At 66.3% G+C, this 22,796-nt stretch carries 31 protein-coding genes and 1 tRNA gene; 16 read left to right on the top strand and 16 right to left on the bottom strand.

The genetic code is table 11. The annotated features are described in order from the left end of the window. Positions 1 to 150 precede the first annotated feature (150 nt). Positions 151 to 417 carry a DUF6761 family protein gene (locus KBY67_RS04395; protein ID WP_255109129.1) on the bottom strand — a complete coding sequence of 89 codons (267 nt, stop codon included), beginning with the start codon at positions 415 to 417 and terminating at the stop codon, positions 151 to 153. 175 nt (positions 418 to 592) lie between these two features. Here KBY67_RS04395 and KBY67_RS04390 point away from each other — a divergent pair, with 175 nt between their 5' ends. Further along, on the top strand, positions 593 to 1,330 hold the full coding sequence (locus KBY67_RS04390) for a response regulator transcription factor (protein ID WP_255109151.1): 738 nt from the start codon (positions 593 to 595) through the stop codon (positions 1,328 to 1,330). Here KBY67_RS04390 and KBY67_RS04385 read toward each other — a convergent pair. The 6 genes from KBY67_RS04385 to KBY67_RS04360 all read right to left on the bottom strand — a co-directional run bounded on the left by KBY67_RS04385 (position 1,309) and on the right by KBY67_RS04360 (position 5,843). Further along, complete coding sequence (locus tag KBY67_RS04385) at positions 1,309 to 1,857, bottom strand: hypothetical protein (protein WP_255109120.1); 549 nt, start codon at positions 1,855 to 1,857, stop codon at positions 1,309 to 1,311. The two genes, KBY67_RS04390 and KBY67_RS04385, sit on opposite strands and share 22 nt — an antisense overlap. 5 nt (positions 1,858 to 1,862) lie before the next feature. Beyond that, a complete protein-coding gene (locus KBY67_RS04380; RefSeq protein WP_315855547.1) occupies positions 1,863 to 2,111 on the bottom strand; it encodes a hypothetical protein in 249 nt (82 codons plus the stop codon). 64 nt (positions 2,112 to 2,175) lie between these two features. Next, positions 2,176 to 3,741 (bottom strand): carotenoid isomerase, encoded by a 1,566-nt coding sequence (crtH, locus tag KBY67_RS04375; RefSeq protein WP_255109118.1) that lies wholly within the window; start codon positions 3,739 to 3,741, stop codon positions 2,176 to 2,178. A 28-nt stretch (positions 3,742 to 3,769) separates the two neighbouring features. Then, positions 3,770 to 5,131: an FADH(2)-oxidizing methylenetetrahydrofolate--tRNA-(uracil(54)-C(5))-methyltransferase TrmFO gene (gene trmFO / locus KBY67_RS04370; RefSeq protein WP_255109116.1), complete on the bottom strand. Its 1,362-nt coding sequence runs from the start codon at positions 5,129 to 5,131 to the stop codon at positions 3,770 to 3,772. After that, entirely contained in the window at positions 5,131 to 5,253 is a 123-nt protein-coding gene (locus KBY67_RS04365; protein WP_255109114.1) for a photosystem II protein Y, read from the bottom strand. The genes trmFO and KBY67_RS04365 overlap by 1 nt, the downstream gene beginning before the upstream one ends. A gap of 86 nt (positions 5,254 to 5,339) precedes the next feature. Beyond that, positions 5,340 to 5,843 (bottom strand): gamma carbonic anhydrase family protein, encoded by a 504-nt coding sequence (locus tag KBY67_RS04360; protein WP_255109112.1) that lies wholly within the window; start codon positions 5,841 to 5,843, stop codon positions 5,340 to 5,342. Between the two features lie 118 nt (positions 5,844 to 5,961). On the opposite strand from KBY67_RS04360, the gene KBY67_RS04355 reads away from it, so the two are divergent. Beyond that, positions 5,962 to 6,033, top strand: a tRNA-Lys gene (locus KBY67_RS04355). A 234-nt stretch (positions 6,034 to 6,267) separates the two neighbouring features. On the opposite strand, the gene KBY67_RS04350 is transcribed toward KBY67_RS04355, so the two are convergent. Both KBY67_RS04350 and KBY67_RS04345 read right to left on the bottom strand, forming a co-directional pair. Next, entirely contained in the window at positions 6,268 to 6,483 is a 216-nt protein-coding gene (locus KBY67_RS04350) for a zincin-like metallopeptidase domain-containing protein (RefSeq protein WP_255109147.1), read from the bottom strand. 1 nt (position 6,484) lies between these two features. Then, the gene (locus tag KBY67_RS04345; RefSeq protein WP_255109110.1) at positions 6,485 to 6,718 is read right to left on the bottom strand and encodes a zincin-like metallopeptidase domain-containing protein; all 234 of its coding nucleotides are present in this window, start codon (positions 6,716 to 6,718) and stop codon (positions 6,485 to 6,487) included. A gap of 686 nt (positions 6,719 to 7,404) precedes the next feature. Here KBY67_RS04345 and KBY67_RS04340 point away from each other — a divergent pair. The 3 genes from KBY67_RS04340 to KBY67_RS04330 all read left to right on the top strand — a co-directional run bounded on the left by KBY67_RS04340 (position 7,405) and on the right by KBY67_RS04330 (position 10,396). Beyond that, positions 7,405 to 7,890: a 3'-5' exonuclease gene (locus tag KBY67_RS04340; protein WP_255109145.1), complete on the top strand. Its 486-nt coding sequence runs from the start codon at positions 7,405 to 7,407 to the stop codon at positions 7,888 to 7,890. A 566-nt stretch (positions 7,891 to 8,456) separates the two neighbouring features. Further along, the gene (locus KBY67_RS04335; RefSeq protein ID WP_255109108.1) at positions 8,457 to 8,774 is read left to right on the top strand and encodes a hypothetical protein; all 318 of its coding nucleotides are present in this window, start codon (positions 8,457 to 8,459) and stop codon (positions 8,772 to 8,774) included. A 1,412-nt stretch (positions 8,775 to 10,186) separates the two neighbouring features. Continuing rightward, positions 10,187 to 10,396: a hypothetical protein gene (locus KBY67_RS04330; protein WP_255109106.1), complete on the top strand. Its 210-nt coding sequence runs from the start codon at positions 10,187 to 10,189 to the stop codon at positions 10,394 to 10,396. Between the two features lie 47 nt (positions 10,397 to 10,443). Here the strand turns inward: KBY67_RS04330 and KBY67_RS04325 are convergent, their stop codons facing one another. Genes KBY67_RS04325 through KBY67_RS04315 form a run of 3 tightly spaced genes read right to left on the bottom strand, consistent with a single transcriptional unit; the run spans position 10,444 to position 12,686 of the window. Further along, positions 10,444 to 11,511: a hypothetical protein gene (locus KBY67_RS04325; protein WP_255109105.1), complete on the bottom strand. Its 1,068-nt coding sequence runs from the start codon at positions 11,509 to 11,511 to the stop codon at positions 10,444 to 10,446. After that, on the bottom strand, positions 11,508 to 12,044 hold the full coding sequence (locus KBY67_RS04320; RefSeq protein ID WP_255109104.1) for a hypothetical protein: 537 nt from the start codon (positions 12,042 to 12,044) through the stop codon (positions 11,508 to 11,510). The genes KBY67_RS04325 and KBY67_RS04320 overlap by 4 nt, the downstream gene beginning before the upstream one ends. Positions 12,045 to 12,089: 45 nt before the next feature. Then, positions 12,090 to 12,686: a YqhA family protein gene (locus KBY67_RS04315; protein WP_255109102.1), complete on the bottom strand. Its 597-nt coding sequence runs from the start codon at positions 12,684 to 12,686 to the stop codon at positions 12,090 to 12,092. A gap of 82 nt (positions 12,687 to 12,768) precedes the next feature. Here KBY67_RS04315 and KBY67_RS04310 point away from each other — a divergent pair, with 82 nt between their 5' ends. After that, a complete protein-coding gene (locus tag KBY67_RS04310) occupies positions 12,769 to 12,942 on the top strand; it encodes a hypothetical protein (protein WP_255109100.1) in 174 nt (57 codons plus the stop codon). Between the two features lie 22 nt (positions 12,943 to 12,964). Here the strand turns inward: KBY67_RS04310 and KBY67_RS04305 are convergent, their stop codons facing one another. Next, complete coding sequence (locus KBY67_RS04305) at positions 12,965 to 13,126, bottom strand: hypothetical protein (protein WP_255109098.1); 162 nt, start codon at positions 13,124 to 13,126, stop codon at positions 12,965 to 12,967. A 23-nt stretch (positions 13,127 to 13,149) separates the two neighbouring features. Here KBY67_RS04305 and KBY67_RS04300 point away from each other — a divergent pair, with 23 nt between their 5' ends. From KBY67_RS04300 to KBY67_RS04275, 6 genes are all read left to right on the top strand, one after another. Next, positions 13,150 to 14,031: a PfkB family carbohydrate kinase gene (locus KBY67_RS04300; RefSeq protein ID WP_255109096.1), complete on the top strand. Its 882-nt coding sequence runs from the start codon at positions 13,150 to 13,152 to the stop codon at positions 14,029 to 14,031. A gap of 18 nt (positions 14,032 to 14,049) precedes the next feature. Continuing rightward, positions 14,050 to 14,589 (top strand): hypothetical protein, encoded by a 540-nt coding sequence (locus KBY67_RS04295; RefSeq protein ID WP_255109093.1) that lies wholly within the window; start codon positions 14,050 to 14,052, stop codon positions 14,587 to 14,589. A 22-nt stretch (positions 14,590 to 14,611) separates the two neighbouring features. After that, positions 14,612 to 14,773 carry a hypothetical protein gene (locus KBY67_RS04290; protein WP_255109091.1) on the top strand — a complete coding sequence of 54 codons (162 nt, stop codon included), beginning with the start codon at positions 14,612 to 14,614 and terminating at the stop codon, positions 14,771 to 14,773. A gap of 170 nt (positions 14,774 to 14,943) precedes the next feature. Next, positions 14,944 to 15,123, top strand: coding sequence for a hypothetical protein (locus KBY67_RS04285; RefSeq protein WP_255109089.1), 180 nt, complete (start codon positions 14,944 to 14,946; stop codon positions 15,121 to 15,123). 5 nt (positions 15,124 to 15,128) lie between these two features. Continuing rightward, positions 15,129 to 15,521 (top strand): MAPEG family protein, encoded by a 393-nt coding sequence (locus tag KBY67_RS04280; RefSeq protein ID WP_255109087.1) that lies wholly within the window; start codon positions 15,129 to 15,131, stop codon positions 15,519 to 15,521. Positions 15,522 to 15,555: 34 nt separating this feature from the next. Next, complete coding sequence (locus KBY67_RS04275) at positions 15,556 to 17,244, top strand: NAD-dependent malic enzyme (protein WP_315855548.1); 1,689 nt, start codon at positions 15,556 to 15,558, stop codon at positions 17,242 to 17,244. Here KBY67_RS04275 and KBY67_RS04270 read toward each other — a convergent pair. Continuing rightward, on the bottom strand, positions 17,241 to 17,522 hold the full coding sequence (locus tag KBY67_RS04270) for a 2Fe-2S iron-sulfur cluster-binding protein (protein ID WP_255109085.1): 282 nt from the start codon (positions 17,520 to 17,522) through the stop codon (positions 17,241 to 17,243). The two genes, KBY67_RS04275 and KBY67_RS04270, sit on opposite strands and share 4 nt — an antisense overlap. A 220-nt stretch (positions 17,523 to 17,742) precedes the next feature. Here KBY67_RS04270 and KBY67_RS04265 point away from each other — a divergent pair, with 220 nt between their 5' ends. From KBY67_RS04265 to KBY67_RS04255, 3 genes are read left to right on the top strand one after another with little or no spacing between them, the layout of a single operon-like run. Then, positions 17,743 to 18,894 (top strand): NAD(P) transhydrogenase subunit alpha, encoded by a 1,152-nt coding sequence (locus KBY67_RS04265; RefSeq protein WP_255109083.1) that lies wholly within the window; start codon positions 17,743 to 17,745, stop codon positions 18,892 to 18,894. Beyond that, positions 18,891 to 19,187 (top strand): NAD(P) transhydrogenase subunit alpha, encoded by a 297-nt coding sequence (locus KBY67_RS04260; protein ID WP_197164976.1) that lies wholly within the window; start codon positions 18,891 to 18,893, stop codon positions 19,185 to 19,187. Before KBY67_RS04265 ends, KBY67_RS04260 begins: the two co-directional genes overlap by 4 nt. Beyond that, a complete protein-coding gene (locus KBY67_RS04255) occupies positions 19,187 to 20,599 on the top strand; it encodes an NAD(P)(+) transhydrogenase (Re/Si-specific) subunit beta (protein ID WP_255109079.1) in 1,413 nt (470 codons plus the stop codon). The genes KBY67_RS04260 and KBY67_RS04255 overlap by 1 nt, the downstream gene beginning before the upstream one ends. A gap of 24 nt (positions 20,600 to 20,623) precedes the next feature. Here the strand turns inward: KBY67_RS04255 and KBY67_RS04250 are convergent, their stop codons facing one another. Continuing rightward, the gene (locus KBY67_RS04250) at positions 20,624 to 21,064 is read right to left on the bottom strand and encodes a hypothetical protein (protein WP_255109077.1); all 441 of its coding nucleotides are present in this window, start codon (positions 21,062 to 21,064) and stop codon (positions 20,624 to 20,626) included. Between the two features lie 133 nt (positions 21,065 to 21,197). Here KBY67_RS04250 and KBY67_RS04245 point away from each other — a divergent pair, with 133 nt between their 5' ends. Beyond that, positions 21,198 to 22,484, top strand: a complete 1,287-nt coding sequence (locus tag KBY67_RS04245) for a DEAD/DEAH box helicase (protein ID WP_255109075.1) — start codon at positions 21,198 to 21,200, stop codon at positions 22,482 to 22,484. A gap of 42 nt (positions 22,485 to 22,526) precedes the next feature. On the opposite strand, the gene KBY67_RS04240 is transcribed toward KBY67_RS04245, so the two are convergent. Next, positions 22,527 to 22,784 carry a DUF2164 domain-containing protein gene (locus tag KBY67_RS04240; RefSeq protein ID WP_255109073.1) on the bottom strand — a complete coding sequence of 86 codons (258 nt, stop codon included), beginning with the start codon at positions 22,782 to 22,784 and terminating at the stop codon, positions 22,527 to 22,529. Positions 22,785 to 22,796 lie beyond the last annotated feature (12 nt).

Raw genomic sequence — 22,796 nt, 5'->3', positions numbered from 1 at the left:
AAGCATGGCGAAAACAGCCTGAACGTCTTTGGGCGGACTGCAGTGAGCAAAATAAGGGCTAAATCAGCTCATTATCGTCTCATTGACGAGAATGAGACTAGGCTTATTGGGTTAAGTGGCCTTGATCAGAGTTTCCCTAGGCCACAGACCTCAGTTCCGGCTGTTCTCGAACAGGGTGCTGAGGTTGCCGTCGGGGCCGATGAAGCTGGAGGGATCCATGATCCAGCGGTCGATCAGGTCTTCGAGCCGGCGTTGATCCAGAGGTTGCAGCACGGAACCGCGGCGCAGGGCGTGCAGATAGCCATCGGCGTAGAGCCTGAGTTCTGATGGGCTGTGGTAACGGCTGGCCAGATCCTGGCAGGCGTCACAGAGGGACTGAAAGTGACGAATGGAGTCGGGATTCTGCAGCGCGGTCATTGGGGCACAGGCTGTCTGGGCGGGGGTGGCATCGATGGATACCGACTGCTCCCGGAGTGTATCGAGTAGCCTAGGGACTCACCCGTGACCGCGTGTGGAGCTCACACCACCGCCTGATTCCAGAGATTCAACGCCCCTCAAGCTGACGCTGGAGCGCCGTTCCGGCGGCGCCGTCTTGTTGAAGCGGGTGCTGGTGGTCGATCCCCATCCCACCCTGCGTACGGTGCTGGCCCAGCGGCTGCGTCAGGACGGCTATCTCGCGGCGGCTGTGGCCACAGCCGCCGAAGCTCTGCAGCTCTGCGACGACCAGACTCCCGATCTGCTGGTGAGCGCCGAACTGCTGGAAGAGGGTTCAGCCCTGCGCCTGGCGGCCCATCTGCGCTCGCCGGTGATGGTGCTCACGGCCCGCAGCGGTGCTGATCCGGTGGTGGCCCTGCTGGATGCCGGTGCCGACGACGTGCTGCGCAAACCCTTCGGCCTCGAGGAGCTGGCGGCCCGCTGCCGCAGCCTCTTGCGCCGCAGCGGCACCGGCCTGCAGGAGCGGGTCTGCGTTGGGCCGCTGGAGGTGCATCTGCTGCTGCGCCAGGTCACCCTGCGCGATCAACCGGTGGAGCTGAGTCCGCGGGAGTTTGCCCTGCTCTGTGCCCTGCTGATGCCACCGGGCATGGTTCGCAGCCGTCAGGAGTTGCTGCGCATGGCCTGGCCTCCCTTCAGTGGCGGACCTCGCTCCGTCGACACCCAGGTGCTCACCCTGCGCCGCAAGCTGGAGCTGGCCGGCCTCGGCGAAGGCGGCGGCATCGAAACTGTGCGCCAGCAGGGCTACCGGTTCAGCCTTGAAACCCTTCCCGAAGCCCCAGAACCTTCGCTCAGCCCGGCCGCCGCTGTGCGATCTCAGGCCGCCAGCAGCAGCTGAGCTGCCAGCTCCCCCAGCAGCATGGCCCCAGTGAGACCCGCCAGCGCCCAGTAGGTCCAGGGGGGTGAGAGGCGTCCCACTGCAGAAAGGTCCAAGCCGCTGGCGCGTTGCACCTGCAGCAGGAAAGCTGGGAAGCGGGCCACCCGCTGGGGCAGCAGCAGCCGGCGGCCGTCCTGGGCTCGCAGGTAATAGACCCGTCCACCTTGGCTGGTGCCAACGCTGGTGAGATCCTCCAGCTGCTGCCAGGGCAGCTGCCAGCCCCGGCGCAGCAGCCAGGCACACCAGCGAGGATGGCCCACCGTGATGCCCTCCTGATCCAGCCTCACTCGCTCGCTGAGCAGGGCGGCCACCAGAACCAGTCCCAGCGGCAGGGCGGCCGTGAGCCAGGGCCGCAGGGTGGGGGGGGCCAGCAGCGGCAGGGGCAGCACCAAGGCCAGATATAGCCCCAGCAGGGTGAAGCGAATCAGCGGAGCCACCGGGTAGGTCTGGGGCTGATCCGGTGGCGCTCCTGGTGGGTTCGAGGCCATGGCGCTCAGCTGTGGCCGAACAGTTCGGCTTCGCGGCCGCGCCAGAAGCTGCCCAGCCGCATCAGATCGGTGTGGGCATCCTGCACCCGGCGCAGGTATTCGTCGGCACCCATGGAGTCCTTTTCCTTTTTGAGCCGGCTCAGGCGCAGTTGCAGCATCAGCCAGGGCTTGGTGAGGGCGCCGTTCTGCTCCAGGTAGCGGGCGAGATCCTCGTGGCTGGGGGCGGGAGCGGAGCCCATGGGGGAGATGACCATCAATGGTGCTCACCCTATGGAGCGGGAACGATGGACGCGAGCGTGGCCTGGCCGTGATGGCCGCTCACTCAGGCAGCGCCCAGGGGTTGAGGCCCAGGTCGGCGCCGACGCGGTGGGCGCAGGCAAAACCGCTGAAGGCCACCGCATTGAGCCCCTGGCCGGGGAAGCAGGAATCCCCCACCAGGTAGAGGCCGGGGATGCCGCTGCGGTTGAAGGGCATCGGCAGCAGCCCCGGCAGGCGCAGGGCCGGCACCGGTCCGTAGCTGCCCTGGTGGCGGCCGAGGAAACGGCGGTGGCTCCGGGGGGTGCCCACCTCCCGATGGCTGATGGCGGCCCCCAGGCCCGGCAGGATCGGCTCCAGGCGCTGGATCAGCCGATCGGCCGCCGCTTGCTTCTCGGCGCGGTAGTCGCTGGGGGAGAGCCCCTGCCAGGCCTCCAGGCTTGAGGGGGTGAAGGCATGGACGATGTGCCTCCCCTCCGGCGCCAGGGCCGGATCCAGCAGGGTGGGAATCGAGAGAAAGATCGTGCCCTGTTCCGCCTCCATGGCGCTCCACTCCTCCAGCACGAGGTGGTGGCAGTGGCTGCCGGCAGGAATCACTTCAGCGTTCACCCCCAGATGCAGGGAGAGGAACGAGGGCGAAGCCTTGTAGCGCCGCCGCCAGGTGTGCTCGGCGGCCGGCACCTGGGCCTCCTCCACCAGACCCCCGAAGGTGTCCCAGCGGGTGGCGTTGGAGATCACCCGCCGGGCCCGGATCGTTTCCCCGCCCGCCAGCTCCACCCCCACGGCCTTACCGGCCTCAATCAGGACGCGGGTGACGCGGGAGCGGTAGCGGATCGCGCCGCCATGGCGCTCCAGGCCCCGCACCAGGTGGCGGGCGATCGAGCCCACGCCGCCGCGGGGATAGTTGATCCCACCGGCATGGCGGTCGGAGAAGACCATGCCGGCGTTGATCATCGGTGTGCGATCAGCCGGCATCACCGACCAGCAGAAGCACTCGATGTCGATGAACTTGAGCAGCGCCGGATCCTTGATGTGCCGCCGGGCCACATCGCCCACATTCACCGGCAGCCAGCGGGCCAGCCCGAGGCAGGCCAGCGGCGCCCGCACGAACACCTTCGCCAGGTAGGCCGGATCCTCGAGCGAGAGCAGCGGCATCGCATCGAGGCAGCGGAACACGCTCCAGCAGGCGTCGTAGAAGCGGCGGATGCCGGTGGCTTCATGGGGGAACAGAGCCGAAAGCCGGTCGATGAAGGTGTCGTAGTCGCGATCCACCGCCACGTGCAGCCCGCCAGGAAGGTGGTACTCGAGCTGGGCTGGGTCGGGGATAGTGTCCTGGCGCTCGCCCACATCGGCCAAGGCGCGGGTGAGCAGGTTGGTGTGCCCCTTCTCACCGAAGCCGAAGATCATCGAGGCGCCCACATCGAAGGTGTAGCCCTGACGCTCGAAGCTGCCGCCGCTGCCGCCGGGGATCAAGTAGCGCTCCAGCACCAGCACCCGGGCGCCCTTGGCTGCCAACTGGGTGGCCGTCACCAGGCCGCCGATGCCGGAGCCGATCACCACGGCGTCCCAGATTTCGGGGGCTGCCGGGCTGGTGATGGCGGCGCTGTCGGGGCTGGAGAGGACGCTCACGGGGCTGGGCCGGCTGGCAGGCTCGACCCTAGGCAAAGGTCAGCGCAGCACTGTGAGCTGCGGGCCTGAACGGCGCCAGATCAGCCAGGGCCCGGTCGCGGTAGGCGCCATAGCGGGCCCGCTTCTCCCGCACCCGAACACTCAGCTCGGGCATCAGGCCGAAGTTGGGGGGCATCGGCTGGAACCTGGCGCTGGGGGCTTCGGCGATGAAGTGGGTGAGGGCGCCGATCATGGTGGTGGGCGGCAGGGCGATCGGGCTCTGGCCATGGGCGAGGCGGGCGGCGTTTGTGCCAGCCAGCCAGCCGCCGGCCACCGCGGCGGCATAGCCCTCGGTGCCGGTGATCTGTCCGGCTGCCAGCAGGGTGGGCCGCTGCCGGAACTGCAGGGTGGGATCCAGCAGCTGGGGAGATTCGAGGAAGGTGTTGCGGTGCATCACCCCGAAGCGCACGAACTCGGCGTTCTCCAGGCCTGGAATCAGCCGCAGCACCCGTTTCTGTTCGCCCCACTTCAGGTTGGTCTGGAAGCCCACCAGGTTCCAGAGGCGTCCGTCGCGGTCTTCCTGACGCAGCTGCACCACGGCATGGGCCCGCTTGGCGCGGCGCAGCTCGCGGTCGTGGAGGTCGCCCCAGCGTGGATCCCAGAGGCCGATCGGTTTGAGCGGGCCGTAGCGCATGGTCTCGTCGCCGCGGCGGGCCAGCTCCTCAATCGGCAGGCAGCCCTCAAAGAAGCTGGCGCTCTCCTGTTCGAAATCCTTGAGTTCGGCCTGCTCGGCCTCCAGCAGGGCCTGTCGGAACCGCTCGTACTGCTCCCGGTCCATCGGGCAGTTGATGTAGTCGGCGTCGCCCTTGTCGTAGCGGCTGGCGCGGAAGGCCACCTCCAGATCGATGCTCTCGCCCGCCACGATCGGGCTGGCGGCGTCGAAGAAATGACAGTCGCCGCGGCCGGTGAAACGGCGCAGATCCTCGGCCAGGTCATCGCTGGTGAGCGGGCCGGTGGCCAGCACGGAGATCTCTTCCGCCCCCGGCAGCTGCAACTGCTCGGCACGCTCCACCTGGATCAGGGGATGGGTTTCAAGAATGCGGGTGAGATCGGCACTGAAGCGACCGCGATCCACCGCCAGCGCACCACCGGCGGGAACGGCGTGGCCGTCGGCGGTGCCGATCACCAGCGAACCCAGCTGGCGCAGTTCCTCCTGCAGCAATCCAGCGGCCCGATCACTGGAGAGGGCGCCGAAGCTGTTGCTGCACACCAGCTCGGCAAATTCGGCGCTGTGGTGGGCGGGGGAGCGCCGCACTGGGCGCATCTCCACCAGCCGCACCGGCAGGCCCGCCTGGGCGATCTGCCAGGCCGCTTCGGTGCCGGCGAGGCCGGCACCGATCACTAGCACCATCAGGCCCGGGAACGCTTGAGCATCAGTTGCAGCTGACCGACGGCCGCACGGCCGATGTTGAACACAGCCCAGGCCACGGCGAGCAGGATCGGGGCGGTAACCAGCAGCAGCCGTACGTCCATCGTCAGGGAGTCTTGGTATCCAGATCTTACGGACCGCAGCCGCCGCTCCCGAAGGGCAGCTGGGCTGTTGATCCAAATCTCAGCAATCAGGCTCCGCGACCGGCATGGACGGCGGCCAGCTGGCTGTAGCGCAGGGCGTGCTGGAACTGCTCGGCAACCTCCTCTTCACTCAGGCTGCGCCGAGCCTGTGCCGGGATGCCCGCCACCAGGGTGCGAGGGGGCACGTCGCGGGTCACCACCGCCCCGGCGGCCACCAGGGCCCCCTCACCGACACGCACCCCATTGAGAACGATGGCGCCGATGCCGATCAGGCAGCCGTCGCCGAGGGTGGCGCCATGGACCACGGCCCGGTGGCCGATGGTCACCCCCACGCCAATCAGCACCGGCTGGCCTGGATCGCCGTGCAGCACCGCGCCGTCCTGGACGTTGCTGTTGGCCCCGATGCGGATGCTGCAGAGGTCGCCTCGGGCCACCGCCATCGGCCAGAGGCTCGCTCCGGCGCCGAGACTCACATCACCGATGACCACCGCCGAGGGGGCCACCCAGGCCTCGGGGTGAACGCTGGGATCGGGCCAGGGTGCAGAGGACATGGCGGTGCAGGGCAACCGGGGGATCAGCGCCCCCTGATGACCCGTCCATGCTCCCTTGGAAGAGGTGCCCCCTGGGTGATACGTTCCAGAGGTGCCCGCGAGGGCAGCCCATCAGGGCGGGTCGCTAGCTCAGCGGTAGAGCACTCGGCTTTTAACCGATTGGTCCTGAGTTCGAATCTCAGGCGACCCATTCCGTTTTCACCTTCTTCTTCGGCTGAAACTCCGTGCGCGGCCAGGAACTTGGCGAAGAGCCAGGCTCACGGAAGTTGAGGCAGGTTGCAGGTCGTTGGGGCCCATTGACGAGCTTTTCTGTCAGTACTGACAAACGCTGACAGCCCGGCCCGGGCAAGGGGTGAGTGGTCCAGCTGTCCCACACCGATCCCACCCCCCGAGAACAACGAGGGGCTGGTGGGGTGTCGGTGGATCATCGGGGCGGGGTTTGACGTTCTCCCAGAGCCGATTCATCACTTCCCAGCGCCTGTGGGGCGATCAATTCGACCGCCTGCCTGGCCTCCCCCAGCACCTGGAACAGCACCTGCGGGTGTTCCTTGAGCAGCTCGATCCAGTGCCCCAGGTACGCGGCATGGTTCTCCATCGCACTACCGATCTCCAGCTGATCCCCCAGCAGCACCGCCCCCATCTCAGCCACCAAGCTCCTCGCGGGCATAGGTCATCGATCCCATGCGACCGCTCAGGTGCCGCTTGAGGCGGCTGGGATGGCCAGTGGAGTGAATGGCTTCATGGGCCCAGGTGGCATAGAAGCCGGAAGCTGAATGGAATGCCTGGCGCTCGGGCAGCTGGATGCGATCAAGCTGAGGGAAGTAACAGGCACGCTCCCCTCCATAGGAAACAGGAACCGCCCAGCCAGTGAGCACGGCTTCAGCAGCAGCGAGGCGTTCAGGTTCAGGCTTGGCGATCAACCCTGCATGTCCGGGTGTCGGTGTACGACCCGCTGCTCTCAGCATTCGGGGTGACGATCCGGGGCGACGTACGGTGGGCCCACGAGCCGGTGCTGGTGCGATCACGGCTGTGAGGCCCACCTTTCGCAAGTCAACCCACTTGGCCGGACCAAAGTCTTTGGCACTCTATAGGTACTAACCACCTCCAAGTCAAAGCTCAGAAAGACAGCACGAAAAGATCACTACCTTGTAGTCACAGTCTCCGTGAAAACAATTGCTAAGCGGTTAGTCATTGGCTTGTAGTGCGTGATCGCCGTAAATGTTTATCAGTGACAACTTTCTGACATGCTCATGGACGACACATCCCGAGGCGATGAACTCAGAGCCCTTCGCTGGTCGGCCAAGGACGTGGATCGCTATGAAGAACTTTGGGAATATCGCCGACGCTGGGGCGCCATCTGCATAGAGTCGGATGAGAGGGAGTTCCTGCGTAGGGCTGATGAAGCGCTGGCTAAGCGCCTTTCAAGCAAGAGCTCCTTCGGGAAGGTGGCTCTTGACACTCCCAAGCATCGCTCGGATTTTTTCCTGCTCGTCTTACCGCAAAGCGGCCTCCTGTCCGATCGACCAAGTTGAGTAATTCTGGTCTAGAAACCGACTGTTTCGTGGCGCTAGACTTCGAGATCGCAGATCAGGGCAGAGACAGCGCTTGTTCGATCGCGCTGGTGCGGGTGGAAGGGCACTCAATCGTTCATCGCGTGCAACGGCTGATTCGCCCGCCTCGACGGAACTTTCTTTTCACTCACATACACGGAATCAGCTGGCCACAGGTAGCAGAAGCCCCGTTATTCAGGGACCTCTGGCCTGAGCTCGAGCCTTACTTGTTTGGTGCACGTTTCATCGCAGCCCATAACGCCAGTTTCGACGAGCATGTCATGCGGGCCTGCTGTCATAACGCCTCTATGCCGCCGCCTCTCCAGCCCTATCTGTGCACTGTGCAGCTAGCCCGGAAGACTTGGAACATCCGACCAACAAAATTACCAGATGTCTGTCGATATCTAAATCTCAGCCTCAACCACCATGATGCTCTTTCTGATGCCGAGGCATGCGCAAATATCGTACTTGCTGTCATCCGTGATGGTGGAATCTAAGCAAGAGCTGAATTAGGTGCCACAGCTCTTGATCGATTGAATGCTGATCAGGAGCGAGGGGTAAGAGTGGAACGACCAGCCTGGTCGGAGTGAACCTGCAACAGCGGTAATCAAGTCGGCCTGCCAGCTCATTGAGGTCATACGGAGGTCAGGAGCATGAAGTCAGAACCAGGCACGGCATGTAGCAGTACCCCGGTGGGTTGAGCCAAGCTGTAGAAGCAGCTGCCTATCCGTTCCAACTACTGCAAGTAACTGCTCTTGGTGCCCTCCCGGATCTGACCCTGGCCGAGTGCTGTGAGCACTGGGCGGTGAAGAGCAACAACGCGATTAAGGTCCGCGCCAAGGCCTTGGGGGTGCAGCTGCGCCGGGAATCGAGCACCCGTACGGTCTGGCCTGCTGAGCACGTTTCCCTGGGCGATAAGCTGGCCGCGCACCTGAGGAACCAAGGCACCCTGGCCAACTTCCCCCTGTCAGTGACGCCAGCCTCTGCCGGCAGTGACGGGACTGGGGAGGCATCAGTGATGGCACCAGCTGCCAGCAGTGACAGGGTCAAGCGGTCGCCAGTGATGGCACTGACTGCCGGCAGTGATGCCATTGCTGCCTTGGCCCAGCTGGCCGCGGCGATGGCGCCCGCTGCCTCTCTGGCTGATCCGCTAGCTGTGCCCGAGGGTCTGGCCCGCGCTGTTGATGCCGGCCACTGGCTGAGCACTACAGAGCTGGCCCGATTGCTGGGGGCGTCTTCGGGCACGGTTCGCGGCTGGAGCAGCGGCCACCGGCCACGGCCTGGCTTCGAGCTGGAGCGCCGCAAGGATGGCGGGTCGGTCTGGTGGCGCGTGATGGCCGAGGCAAAGCCGAAGAAAGGGAGCAAGCCTGCCCGTCAGTGACAGCACTGGCCACTTCACCCGCCCAGGGGTAACGATGTCACGGGCGAAATCTGTCCAACTAAAGAGCCTCGAAATCGCAAGACGTTTCCATGGAAGAGATCGTCAAAGTGACACGATCTCCAGATTGGACAGGGCCGCAACTGTTGGTGTGCTCAGATTCACCCATCTGATATTGCACTTGAAACTGCTCAATCACGTCTCCAGTGGCCAGTCGTCGCTCGATTCGCTGGCCTGGCGCGATGTTGCCAAGCGCTGCGGTGCTGGAGCTTTTCGCTGAAGGGCTCGAACTTGTAGTGGTGACCAACGTAAGGCCAACCATAGTCTCACTGGTTGCATTGACAATGCTAATCTGAGACCCGACTATCTCATTGGCAAGCAGGGGCATTGCGACCACAGATAGCAGATGAGACATAAGTTTCATTTTGCACAAGGCCAGCAAAGAGTTGATAGCTGCAGCAGGGCTACTTAGTGCCACTTTTGAATCATACGGGAACCGCATGAACGAGCAACTTAGGAGAGACCAACTGCAACAACCAGAGGTAGCGCCCCTCCGAGTGGTGTAACTCAGGAGGTTCTGTGACCCTTTCTGGAGGGTGAAGAGGGCAGTCAGAGGCTGACTGGTGCGGAGCTGATTGCGCGGCTCTGTTGATTCACTATGAATCCTGATCGCTGAATTTGCAACTCAGCGATCGAGGATAGTTGGTATAATCCTGGGTCGAAGCCATGTGAGGGGCAGGATCGGTAGTGGCGGTCTTCTGTTATCGCTTCAATTAGCATTGCGACCCCACGCAGCAGCACCTCCTGCTCGTGCCCGCTCTGGCGTGGGCTTCACGACGATGCAGGATTGTCAATACCAAGCCGCCTGCCGGGGTGACTGGCAGGGAGCATCGGAATGATCCAAAGTCCAGGCAGCGCCAAACGATCCGGCCGCAGACTGTTGCGCATCCTGCTCTTCGGGGTGGCTCTGGCGGGGGGATTGGCGACTGTTGTGACCCTGGGACCCACCACGTTGTGGGCGCTCCTGTACTGCAGCGTCAAGCCACCCCTTGACTGCCTCCTCTCGCTCCTCGTCGTTCTGGCGCTCTGGGGGGCGGCCTCCGCTCTGGTCGGCCTGGCAGGAATGATGGAAGCTCGCCCTCGGCCTGGGCAGCCACTGCGCTGTGGTCAGCTCCGCCGGTCCGGAGGGCCGGCGGAGCATGGCCCGAGACCTGGTTCGCCCTGCCTCCACCGAACAACCAGCAAACGGCCATCGCCCCTATCCATCAGTTCGGGTCACTACAAGCAGTGGCTGGGATGGGTCAGACCGAGCGGACTTCTTTCCTGATGCAGGGGGGGTGACGCGGTAGCGGGAAGAAGTGAGGAAGGGCATCCGGACGTGATCCAATGGCTGAACCCTTTGCGCAATCGGTCCCATGGATGACGAGCTCCCCTGCGCGTCACCCGAGTGCACAGCCGACGACTGGCGCCGGATTCGTGACGCCCTGCTCTATATGGGCCGCGACCTGCACCAGCGGTCTTACGTGGTGGATGCCCAGAGAAGGGAACTGCTCTGGGCCGAGATGGATGCCTGCCTGCTGCTGGCGCAGCAGATCGAGGCCTCCCTGCCAGCTGCCGAGGCCTGATCAGCCTGGGCAGCATCTGCCGTTCAGCCCTGTGCTGCGTGGTGGGCTCAGACGTTGCCGAAGGCCACCTGACAGGCGGCATTGAGCAGCTCCGCTTCCTCGGAGCTGCTGGGTTCACGGCCATCCAGCAATCCTTGGTTGCAATCGGCCGAGAGTTGGTAGGTGCTGCCATCGGCGGTGACGGCGAAGTTGACACCCTGGGAGCCGGAGGGTTCCACGGAGCCGAAAAGCAGCTGGTAGTTGGTGTTGGGCACCACGATGTAAGTGGAGTTGCTGCTCACGGCGTTGTCGACCGCACTGTTGACGATCGCTGCCGTGGCCAGGGAGGCCACCCCCCAGGTAGCCGCTCTGGCTCCCCACCATCCCCAGGTGGGAGACGACCAGCCGCCATACCAGCCGTGATTCCACGGGCGCGCCACACCCCAGCCCGGGCGAGCCCAGCCAGGATTCACATTGACATTGCCGATGTTCACGCGCCGATTCGTGTTCCAATTCACGTTTCGGTTGACGTTCCGGTTGACATCCCGATTGACGTTGCGATTCACATCGCGGTTGATGTTTCGGTTCACGTCCCGATTGATGGAACTGTTGCCATCGCGATTGAGGTCGCGAGTGCCTGTGCCCGGTCGGTTGAAATCGCGAGTGCCGCTGGAATTGAGAGTGCCAGGGCGATTGGGGGTCCTGTCGCGGTTGGTGGCCACGCCGCGATTGCCGTCACCGCGGCCGATGCTGCTGGCACCGGACGGCCGCTGGATCGATGGCCGCGCCGAGGGTGACGACACCCTGTTGCTCCAGCCACCGCTTGGACGGCTGTTGCCGCGATCCAGGCTGCCGCCGCCGCCCATGCCGGTGCGGGCATGGTTGCCACCGCTGTGACTTCTGCCACCACCACCACCACCACCACCGCTGCGGCCGCCGCCGCCTCCACGGCTACCGCCACCACCGCCGCCGCGACCGCCGCCGCCGCCGCGACCACCGCCGCCGCCCCGTGCCAGCAGCTCAGAACTGATCGGTCCCTGGCTGACCCCCAGGGGAGTGTCCAGGGCCAGTGCTGCGCCGGTGGGGAAGGCGAGCACGCCGGAGAGCAACAGGCTGAATCCAGCGATCCCTTTCATTTGCGCACCACGTCGCAGCCGTCGTCGTAGCAGGTGGCATCAATCCGGCCGTCGTTGCCGAAGTGGACCATCACGTGATCACGGTTCTTCATCACAGCAGCACGGTTCTGGAGGACGCTGTTGAGGTAGTTGGGATTGACAACACAGAGATCCGTGCCGTTGAAGCAAACCGTGTTGGTGGAGAAACGGGCTTCGGCCCGCGTCAGGCTGGCCCACGACTTGGAGTCATTGGACCAGAGATCCATGCGCACGGGTTGATCACGCACCCGGACCGTCAGCACCTCCCCGCTGATCTTGTGGCGGTAGAGGGTGGATTCACCCTCGTTGACCGCTTCGACAATGCAGGCTTTGGCGGGTGCGCCCTTGAGGCTGCACTGGGTGGTGAGGGTGTAGAGAACCTGGCTTTTCCCCTCGCCTGCACTCAGGATCAGCGTTGAGGTGACTGCCGCTGCGGCGAGGCCTCCGCGCAACAGACATCCCCGCAACAGAGAGCCCCGCAACAGGCCGCTCGACAAAATCTGGCGTAGTGACATGGAGCGGACGTGTTTTCTCATTTCAACGTACCAGCGGAGTTGCTATCAACCCTCCGTGGATTTGCGGCCGGCTTCATCAACTGATGCCATTGGCGACTGCTGCCAGCGGCCATTGCCGCCATGGCCCGCCACCAGGTAACCGCTGAGGGCCAGCAGCAGCACACTGAGGCAGAACAAGGCCAGGGAGGCGCCGTCGGTGATCGGCAGGGTGAGCATCGACTTGAAGGCGGCCACGATCAGGGCCACCACCAGCACTTTCACCAGCTTCTCCTTGAGCTGATCCAGATCGCGGATGTCGAGCAGGCCATGACCGCTGCGGTCGTCCACCCGGGCCGCATCGATCGGCGAGATCAGCAACTCATAGACGCCGTAGCCAAAGATCAGCAGGGCGATGCCGATCAGATAGAGGTCGATGCCGGAGACGACTCCCCCCAGCAGCTGGGGGATGAATCCCTTGCTGCTGCTGCCCGCCAGCAACTGCACGATGGAGTTGGCGATCTCCATCGTGCCCAGGGTGAATGTGACCACCGTGCTCACCAGGCTCATGATCACCGGCAGGATCGCCACCAGCCGCAGCTTCCACAGCAGCCGCTCGAACCGTCGCTCCCAGCGCTTGAGGGGACCCGGGCGGGAGGTGCTCACGAAGGGATGGCGATGGACTCGAGCAGAACCTACGGGCAATGACTGCAGTCGGCTGTGCTGACTGCACATCTACGCTTCGGCCATGCCCGACCCTCATCCCTTTCCCGAGCTCTCCGAACGACCGAAAGAAGCCAGCCCCCTGCCCGGCATACCCCGTCCTCGCTGCGAGGAACCCTGGGCGTCGGGCCAGCGCAAGCGTTATCTCGCCTCCCTCGATGACGCCGATGACACCTCAGACTCTGATGACGCCAGCTGAGGCCGCTCAGTCCCGAGGCTGATCAGCCTCCCGGCAGCGGCGCACTGAAGAAGCCCAGGGAATTCAGCCACAGGCCCAGCAGCAGCAGCGGCAGAAACACCGCACCGGCAATCTGCAGTTTCACGGTGGTGGCGGACCGTTCCTTGGGGGCCATGGCAGCGGCGCAGCCGGAGTGAGTCGTCATCCTGAAGCACCCGCTGAGCCTGGATGTCCGGCACCTCCCCAGATCTGCCGCCTGATCTTCCGCCCCTGCCGTCGCTGCGGCTGGCGGTGGTGGGCCATGTGGAGTGGGTCAGCTTCGTGGTGGTGGAGCGCCTGCCCGTGGCGGGTCAGATCCAGCACGCGCTCGAGATGCTGGAGCAGCCCGCCGGCGGTGGCGCGGTGGTGGCTGCCCAGTTCGCCCGGCTCAGCCCCCAGCCGGTGGCTTTTTTCACCGCACTGGGCCGCGATGCCCTTGGCGAGCGGGCTGCGGCTGAGCTGCGGGCCATGGGGCTGCAGCTGCATGTGGCCTGGCGGGATGTCCCCACCCGTCGGGCGGTCACCTTTGTGGAGGCCAGCGGTGAACGCAGCATCACTGTGATCGGCCAGCGGCTTGCCCCTGCCGCCAGCGATCCCCTGCCCTGGGCGGAGCTGGCGGCCTGCGACGGCGTCTTCGTGACCGCCGCCGATGGGGCCGCCCTGCGGCTGGCCCGGCGGGCGCGGGTGCTGGCGGCCACCCCCCGGGTGCGCTTGCCGCTGCTGCAGGAGGCCGCCGTGGGGCTCGATGCCTTGATCGGCAGTGCCCTCGATCCCGGCGAGCGCTACCAGCCCGGCGACCTCAGCCCCGCCCCCCGGATCTATGTGGCCACCGAAGCTGAGCAGGGTGGCTTCACGCTGCCCGGGGGGCGCTTCAGCGCGATCGCGCGCCGCCAGCCTTCACTGGACACCTACGGCGCCGGCGACAGCTTTGCGGCCGGCTTCACCACCGGCCTGGCGGCCGGCTGGGGCCGCTCAGAGGCCCTGGCCCTGGCCTGCCGCTGTGGCGCCGCCGCCCTCGATGGCCGCGGCGCCTATGCCAGCCAGTGGCGCGCGGCCCCAGGCTGGAGCTGATACGCCCGCCGCCACGCCATGGACCCCACACGCGCCGTCACCCCTGACGCGGCGGAGCTGCTGCGGCTGGAGGCCATCAGCCGCCGACGGGGGGGCGCCGTTGAGCCCACCCAGCTGATCGGCAGCTGGCGCCTGCAGCGCACCTGGCCGCGGGGATCCGAGCGGCCGGCGGATCTGGCCAGCGGACTGCTGCGGGCCTTCGGGGCCAGGCTGGTGATCGAGCCCTCCGGCCCCGGCCATGGGCTGACAATCCGCAACAGCGTCCAGCTGGGGGGGCTGCAGCTCACGTTCGTGGGCCAGGCACGGCTGGAGGGCAAGCGACCCCTGTTGCTGTTCCGCTTCGAGCGCCTGCGGCTGGCGCTGGGCCCCTGGTTGCCCCTCGATCGCCCCTTGCCCCAGCCCCTGCCGTTCGAGCAGCAACGGGCCGGGGTGCTGCCCTTCTTCGCCATGATCGGTGGCGGGGCGCAGCTGGGCTGGCTGGCGGCCCGGGGCCGGGGCGGTGGCCTGGCGCTCTGGAGCCTCGATGGGGCTGATGACAGCGCCCCCGGGGTTGCCTAAATTCAAACCAGAGCCCGGTCCTGTGACCCTGAAACCCTTCCTGCAGGTTCTGTTCCTCACCTGGGTGCTGTTCCGTTGCCTCGGTTGGTACGGCCGCTGGCGTGCTGTTCTGGCGAGAGACCGGCTCTCCGGTGAATTCGCCAGGGAACTGCGGCGTCGCGGGCTGATCAACACCCTGCGCTGAGGCCACGCCCGGCGCAGCGATCACCCTGGTTGATCGCTCCCACTTCATTCGCTGTTTTTGCTGTTGATGTGCGGCACGTCAACATCGACGAAGCTCTGTCACAACTCCCTGCTTCCTGAGGTCTGACCCACCAGTTGCGGCCAAGCTGGAGGCAGCTGATAGATCCCCTCATGCATACCCACGATCTTGAAAACCACGACAATCTCTATGCCGAGGAAATGCCGATTCAGGGCAGTGAACCTGCGATGGAAGCCCGCAGTCATGTCTCCTGGGCCGCCATCGCCATGGTGGTGATGGTGGCTGTCCTGGCTGGAGTGGCCGCCATGGGTCACAGTGGGCCGCTGGGCTGAGCTCCATGACAATGTCCCCCCTTCCCGGGCTCATCACCCTGCTGGCCGTGATCACCTTCCAGGCCACCGCCATGCAAGTGGGCCAGGCCCGCCTGCGTCATGGGGTGAAGCCGCCGCAGATGACGGGTCCACCGGCCTTTGAGCGGGCCGTGCGGGTGCAGCAGAACACCTTGGAGCAGCTGGTGGTGTTCCTGCCGGCCTTCTGGTTGGCGGTGCTGCTCTCCAATGCCGGTGCGGCTTCGCTGCTGGGCGCGCTCTGGGTGCTGGGCCGTGTGTTCTATGCCGTGGGGTATCTGCGGGCGCCGGAGCGGCGGGCGCCTGGATTCGCCATCAGTTTCCTGGCCTCGACGGTGCTGCTGGTGATGGCGCTGGTGGGTTGTGTGATGCGCCTGCTCTGACCCCCTGGCCTACGCTGCGCCCCCAGGTTGCTGAATCCTCCTGGCCCGCCCTACGCCACCCCTGAGCGCCCACCTGTGGGGCCGCGCACTTCTCGCTGATCCCCGCGTCAACAAGGGAACGGCTTTCAGCCGCGCGGAACGCGAGGCCTTCGGGCTCGATGGCCTGCTGCCCCATGCCGTTGAGAGCCTGGAGACCCAGGTGGAGCGCCAGTGGCAGGCCTTCCTCAGCCTGGGCAGCGACCTGGAGCGGTTCCGCTTCGCGGTGGCCCTGCGTGAGTCGAACCTCACCCTGTTCCACCGCTTTCTGGCCGATCACATCGAGGATGTGATGCCGATCGTGTACACCCCCACGGTGGGGGCGGCGATCCAGCGCTTCAGCCTCGATTACCGCACCCCCAGCGGCGGTGTGTTTCTGGCGGCGCCCGATCAGGAGCGGATCGAGGCGGTGCTGGCCCAGGTGGCGCCCGGGCCGGTGGATCTCATCCTGATCACGGATTCCCAGGGCATTCTCGGCATCGGCGACCAGGGCATCGGCGGCATCGAGATCTGCCTGGGCAAGTTGGCGGTGTACACCCTCTGCGCCGGTCTGGATCCCGCCCGGGTGCTGCCCCTGGTGCTGGATGTGGGCACTGATCGCGTCGAGCTTCTGGAGAACCCCCTCTACCCCGGTTGGCGACACCCGCGCCTCGATGGCCCCGACTACGACCGCTTTCTGGCTCGCACCGTGGAGGCCCTGCAGCGTCAGTTCCCGGGGGCACTGCTGCACTGGGAAGACTTCGGCACCGGCCATGCACACCAGTTGCTGGAGCGGTACCGACAGCAGGTGCCCAGCTTCAACGACGACATCCAGGGCACCCGCGGCGTGGCCTGCGCGGTGGTGAAGGCGGCCTCCCACGGAGCCGGTCTGCCCTTGGAGGATCACCGCATCGTGGTGTTCGGCGCGGGTACGGCGGGCTGTGGCATCGCCGAGGGCCTGGTGCGGCTGCTCATCCGGGCCGGGCTGGGGGAGCTTGAGGCGCGCAGCCGCATCTGGGCAATCGACCGGGAGGGCCTGGTGCTGGCCGATCAGCCGGGGCTCTCCCCCATGGCCCAGGCCCTGGCCCGCGATCCTTCCGAGGGCTCCGCTTTTGGCGTCGATGCCCAGGGCCGGATCGGCCTGTTGGAGGTGGTGAGGGCAGTGAAGCCCACCGTGCTGATCGGCACCTCCACCGTGGCTGGGGCCTTCAGCCGTGAACTGGTGGAGACGATGGCGGCGGCGGTGGAGCGGCCGATCATCCTGCCCCTCTCCAACCCCACCCGGCTGGCGGAGGCCACCCCCGCCGATCTCTACGCCTGGACGGACGGACGGGCCCTGGTGGCCAGTGGCAGCCCATTCGAGCCGGTGAACTGGCAGGGAGGTCTGCGCCGGATCGGGCAGTGCAACAACTGTTTTCTCTTCCCTGGCCTGGGGTTCGCCAGCGTGGCGGTGGGAGCCACCCAGGTGAGTGAGGGGATGATCGATGCGGGGCTCGATGCCTTGGCCGCCCACATTCCGGCTTCCAGCGATCCAGAGGCGCCGCTGATGCCCGAGCTCAGCGAGGTGCAGGCGGTGTCGCGAGCGGTGGCGGAAGCGGTGGCCCTGAGGGCGGTCCAGGAGGGCCTGGCCAGCAGAGCCGCCAGCGCCGAAAAAGCGTTGGAGCGGCTCGATCAGGCCACCTGGACGGCGGCTTACCGGGAGCTTTAGAGGTCGTCTTCGACGTTGGGCTTGATCGTGCAGTCGGCGAGGGGGTAGCTGACGCAGAGCAGGGCAAAGCCCTCGCCGATCTGATCGTCGTCGAGGAAGCTCTGGTCCGACTGGTCAACGCTGCCGGAGAGGATCTTGCCGGCGCAGGTGCTGCAGGCCCCGGCGCGGCAGGAGTAGGGCAGGTCGATGCCCTGCTCCTCGGCGGCATCAAGGATGTACTGGTCGTCGGGGCAACTGAATGACTTGCCGCCTTCCAGCGTGATCGTGAACGAGGCCATGGCCGCTGACAGCTCAGGGTTTCTCACACGTCCTAGGCAACGCCAGAGTGGTTTGGGGTAGCCCTCGTGACAGTGGGGCGCCATCGCCATGGCAGACGGGCTGGAGCCGGGGCCTGTGTGGTGGCTTGAACACAACGTTCAACTCTGACTTGCGTCCCTCCAACGCTATGTCCATCAATGGACATAGTGAGTACCGCTGGAGTCGTCTGTGGTCAGGGTCTTGGTTCCCGCCGAAAGCCGGGAGGGGGAGCGGCGAGTGGCCGCCACACCAGAAACGGTGCGCAGGCTGGTGGCGAAGAAATCTGAGGTGTTCATCGAGTCGGGGGCCGGCTTGGAGGCCGGTTTCAGCGATCAGGCCTTCATCGAGGCCGGCGCCTCGATCGTGGCCAGGGGTTGCCCCGACACCTGGAGTGCCGCTGAGCTGGTGATCTGCGTGCAGCCGCCCGTTCAGGACAGTGAGGGCGGCAGCGGCGGGCTTGAGCGCCTGGCCTCTGGCTCCTTGCTGGTGGGTCTGCTGGATCCCTACCTGAACCAGTCCCTGCTCGAGCGGCTCAACAGCCGTGGCCTTTCGACCCTGGCGATGGAGCTGCTGCCGCGCATCAGCCGCGCCCAGTCGATGGATGTGCTCTCGTCCCAGGCCAACATCGCCGGCTACAAGGCGGTGCTGCTGGCGGCCGCCGAGCTGGATCGCTTCTTCCCGATGCTGATGACCGCCGCCGGCACGGTGCAGCCCGCCAAGGTGCTGGTGCTCGGCGCTGGCGTGGCTGGTCTGCAGGCGGTGGCCACCGCCCGCCGCCTCGGTGCGGTGGTGAAGGTGAGTGACGTGCGGCCGGCCGCCAAGGAACAGGTGGAATCCTTGGGCGCCCGCTTCATCGATCCCCCCAGCCGTGAGGCACCGGGTGAAGCCGGTGGCTATGCCCGGGAGGCCGGTGCAGCCTTCCTGGAGGCCCAGCGCCAGCAGCTCACCATCCATCTGGCAGAAGCCGATGCGGTGATCACCACCGCCCAGGTGCCTGGGCGGCCGGCGCCGCTGCTGATCACCGAGGAGATGCTCAAAGCGTTGCGGCCGGGCTCGGTGGTGGTGGATCTGGCGGTGTCGACCGGCGGCAACTGCGCCGGCAGCCAGCCCGATCGCACCGTGGAGATCGGCGGGGTGCGCATCATTGGCTCCTCCAACCTGCCGGCTTCGGTGCCCCACCACGCCAGCTCCCTCTACGCGCGCAATCTGGCGGCCTTCCTTGAGCCCCTCTTCAGCGACGACGGCCTGCAACTCAACCCCGAGGACCCCTTGCTCGACCCCTGTCTGATTTCCCACCAGGGCGCCTGCCGGCGCCCCGAACTTTGGCCCAGCCTTGAGGAGGTGACGGCATGAGCGGTCATCTCAGTGGCACAGCCGCCCTCTGGGTGCTGGTGCTCGGCAGCCTGCTGGGGTTGGAACTGATCGGCAAGGTGCCCCCCACCCTGCACACTCCGTTGATGTCGGGGGCGAATGCCATCAGCGGCATCACCCTGCTGGCGGCCCTGGCTCTGATCGGTGAGGCCCCCACCCCAGCCCTGAAGCTGATCGGTGCTGTGGCCCTGGGTTTTGCGCTCTTCAACGTGGTGGGCGGATTTCTTGTGACGGATCGGATGCTGGCGATGTTCCGTCGCAGGGAGGCGAACTGATGGTTGAACTTTCAATTGAACTGGGCTCGGTGCTGCTGCTGGCCTTCGGTCTCAAGGGCCTGGCCAAGATCCGCACCGCCCGCAGCGCCAATGGCCTCGCCGCCCTGGCGCTGGTGCTGGCTGTGGTGGGCCTGCTGCTGCAGCAGGGCCTGGGTGGCTGGCCCTGGATGTTGCTTGGGCTGGGCATAGGCGGTGGCCTCGGGGCCGTGCTCGCCCTGCGGGTGGCGATGACCTCCATGCCCGAAACGGTTGCGCTGTTCAACGGCTGCGGCGGCATGTCGTCGCTGCTGGTGGCGATCGGTGCGGTACAGCTGCCCACTCCGCTGAACCTCGTGGGCCAGGTGTCGGTGCTGGTGTCGGTGCTGGTGGGCGCGATCACCTTCAGCGGCTCGCTGGTGGCGATGGGCAAGTTGCAGGAGTGGCTGGGAACCCCCGGCTGGACCCTGCGGCCCCAGCGCCATGCCGTGAACATCGTTCTGGCTCTGGCCTGCCTGGCCTGCTGCGCGCTGGTGCTCAAGGGCATGGCCGTGGCACTGGTTCCTCTCACAGTGCTGTCGCTGCTACTGGGCGTTGGCCTGACCCTGCCCGTGGGGGGCGCCGACATGCCGGTGGTGATTTCGCTGCTGAACTCCTATTCGGGGGTGGCCGCGGCCGCCGCCGGTTTCGTCGTCGGCAGCGAGCTGCTGATCGTGGCTGGAGCCATGGTGGGAGCCGCCGGTCTGATCCTCACCCAGGTGATGTGCACGGCCATGAACCGCTCGCTCACCTCGGTGCTGTTCGGCGGTGCCTTGGGTGCTGCATCGAGCGAGGCCGGTGATGCCGGCGGCCGTGAGGAGTACACCAATGTCACGTCCTGCAGCCCTGAGGAATGTGCCCTCACCCTGGAGGCGGCCGAGAGGGTGATCTTCGTGCCGGGCTACGGCCTGGCCGTGGCCCAGGCCCAGCACAGTCTCAAGGAGCTCGCCCGCCTGCTGGAGCAGCACGGCATCGAGGTGCGCTACGCCATCCACCCTGTGGCCGGCCGCATGCCCGGCCACATGAATGTGCTGCTGGCGGAGGCCGATGTGCCCTATGACCAGCTGGTGGAGATGGATGACATCAACCCCGACTTCCCCCGCACCGATGTGGTGATCGTGCTGGGGGCCAACGACGTGGTCAACCCGCGCGCCAAGAGCGATTCGGCGAGCCCCCTCTACGGCATGCCCGTGCTGGAGGTGGATCAGGCTCGCTCGGTGTTCGTCGTCAAGCGCAGCCTGGGCTCGGGCTACGCCGGCATCCGCAACGATCTCTTCGAGTTGCCCCAGACCTCGATGGTGTTCGGCGACGCCAAGCAGGTGCTGCAGAGCCTCCTGCAGGAGCTGCGCTCCCTGGGTGTGGGCAAGGTGACAGCCGGAGCAGGCAGCACCCGCTGAGCCAGAGGCCAGCCGCCTCCCCGCTCAGTGCAGGCTGGCCACGGGTGCCGGCCACCCCCCTCTGATCGCCCTCTGGCTCCGCCGCTCCCGGCGGCTCCAGGGGGCTTTCTTCTGCCAGAGCGCCACTGAGGGCCCCACCAGCTCCCTGAGGGCCAGGCCCCCATCGATCACCACCACCAGCGCCCACACCAGCAGCGGCAGCCAACCTGCCTGGGAGGACGCGGCGGCGGCCTGAACCGTTGCAGTTGCGATAGAAGCAGGTAGCGCCTCGCATTCGGCCGGCGCTTGCGGCAGCTCCGCCTGCGGCTGAGCGACGTTTTTCTCCAGCAGCAGGGCCTGGCTGGCTTTCCAGGTGGTGGGCGAATGCCAGCGCCAATAGACCGCCTCCGCACTGCCCGGACGACCTCGGCTGGAGAAGTTGGGAATCATCGCCGCATCAAGACATGGATCCCAGGGCCTGGCCACGGGCCCCATCGCCCCAGCCCCGTTCTCTTAGGGTAGGCGTCCTGTGAGGCCTGCTCCGATTTCCCGTCTGACCCACCCTGAGGCCGAACCAACCATCTCCGGAAGCCCGGTCCAGGATTTCGCTTCCTTCGGGTTGTCCGAGCCGCTGCTCAAGGCGATTGCGCTCAAGGGGTACACCTGTCCGTCGCCGATCCAGGTGCAGGCGATCCCGGCCGTGCTCAGCGGCCGTGATGTGATGGCCGCCGCCCAGACGGGCACAGGCAAGACCGCCGGTTTCACTCTGCCGATGTTGGAGCGTCTGCGCCACGGGCCCCACGCCCGCAACAATCAGGTACGCGCCCTGGTGCTCACCCCCACCCGCGAGCTGGCCGCTCAGGTGGCGGAGAGCGTTCACGCCTATGGCCGCTTCCTTGACCTGCGTGGCGACGTGGTCTTCGGCGGCGTCAAGGTAAATCCGCAGATGCAGCGGCTGCGCCGCGGCGCCGATGTGCTGGTGGCCACCCCCGGCCGCCTGATGGACCTCTATCAGCAGAACGCGATCCGCTTCGATCGGCTCGAGATCCTGGTGCTGGATGAAGCCGACCGCATGCTCGACATGGGCTTCATCCGCGACATCCAGAAGATCCTGGCGCTGCTGCCGCCGAAGCGCCAGAACCTGCTGTTCTCGGCCACCTTCAACCCCTCGATCCGCAAGCTGGCCCAGGGGCTGCTGCATCAGCCGTTGCAGCTGCAGGCCACACCCGAGAACCGGGCGGCGCCGCTGGTGGAGCAGGTGATGCACCCATGCGACATGGCGCGCAAGAGCGATCTGCTCTCCCACCTGATCCGCAGCAACGACTGGCAGCAGGTGCTGGTGTTCTCGCGCACCAAGCACGGCGCCAACCGCCTGGCGGACCGCCTCAGCCAGGAGGGCGTGGCCGCCATGGCCATCCACGGCAACAAGAGCCAGGGGGCCCGCACCCGGGCGCTGGCCAGCTTCAAGAGCGGTGAACTGCGGGTGCTGGTGGCCACCGACCTGGCCGCCCGCGGCCTCGACATCGAGCAGCTGCCCCATGTGGTGAACCTCGACCTGCCCAACGTGGCCGAGGACTACGTGCACCGCATCGGCCGCACCGGTCGGGCTGGCCAGAGCGGCCATGCCCTCTCGCTGGTGGCCGCCGAGGAGCACGAACTGCTGCGGGCAATCGAGAAGGTGATCGGCAACCCCCTGCCCCGCTTGGAGATCCCCGGCTTCGAGCCCACGATCCACTCGGCCCCACCGCTGGATCTCAGTGGTGGCAGGGGCAAGGGCGGCCGCGGCGGCGGCGGCCAGCGCGGTGGTCCTGGTGGCCCATCCGCACCCCGCCGCAACGGCCCCCGCAGCGGCTCCCCCCGCAGCCAGCCCCTCTCTCGCGAAAGCCGCCCCCGCGGGCGGGGCTGAGCAGCCAGAGTGGGTTCATACCCAGGCCGTGGGTGATCAGGCTTACTCCGGCTGGATCAGCCGATTGGGAAACTCCTCCTCGTGCAGGTCGATGTCCAGCTCAGCGAGTTGAACGCTCAGGCGCTCAAGGGCCTCAGCGATGGCTTTGTTGTAAACGCTTGGGGCGATGTCGCTGAGGATGAACTCCAGCAGGGCGCCGGCGGCAATCAGCCCGATCTCCTCATCTCTGTGTTCTGCAAAGAAGCGGATGATCGAGGCCAGGGCTTCCTTCTTCGCCTCCTTGCTGAGCTGGATGGCCATAGCTGGGATCGC

Source organism: Synechococcus sp. RedBA-s (assembly GCF_024345495.1).
Classification (GTDB): domain Bacteria; phylum Cyanobacteriota; class Cyanobacteriia; order PCC-6307; family Cyanobiaceae; genus Regnicoccus_A.
The sequence above is the reverse complement of the archived record's forward strand: the minus strand, read 5'-3'. Positions and strand labels throughout refer to the sequence as shown.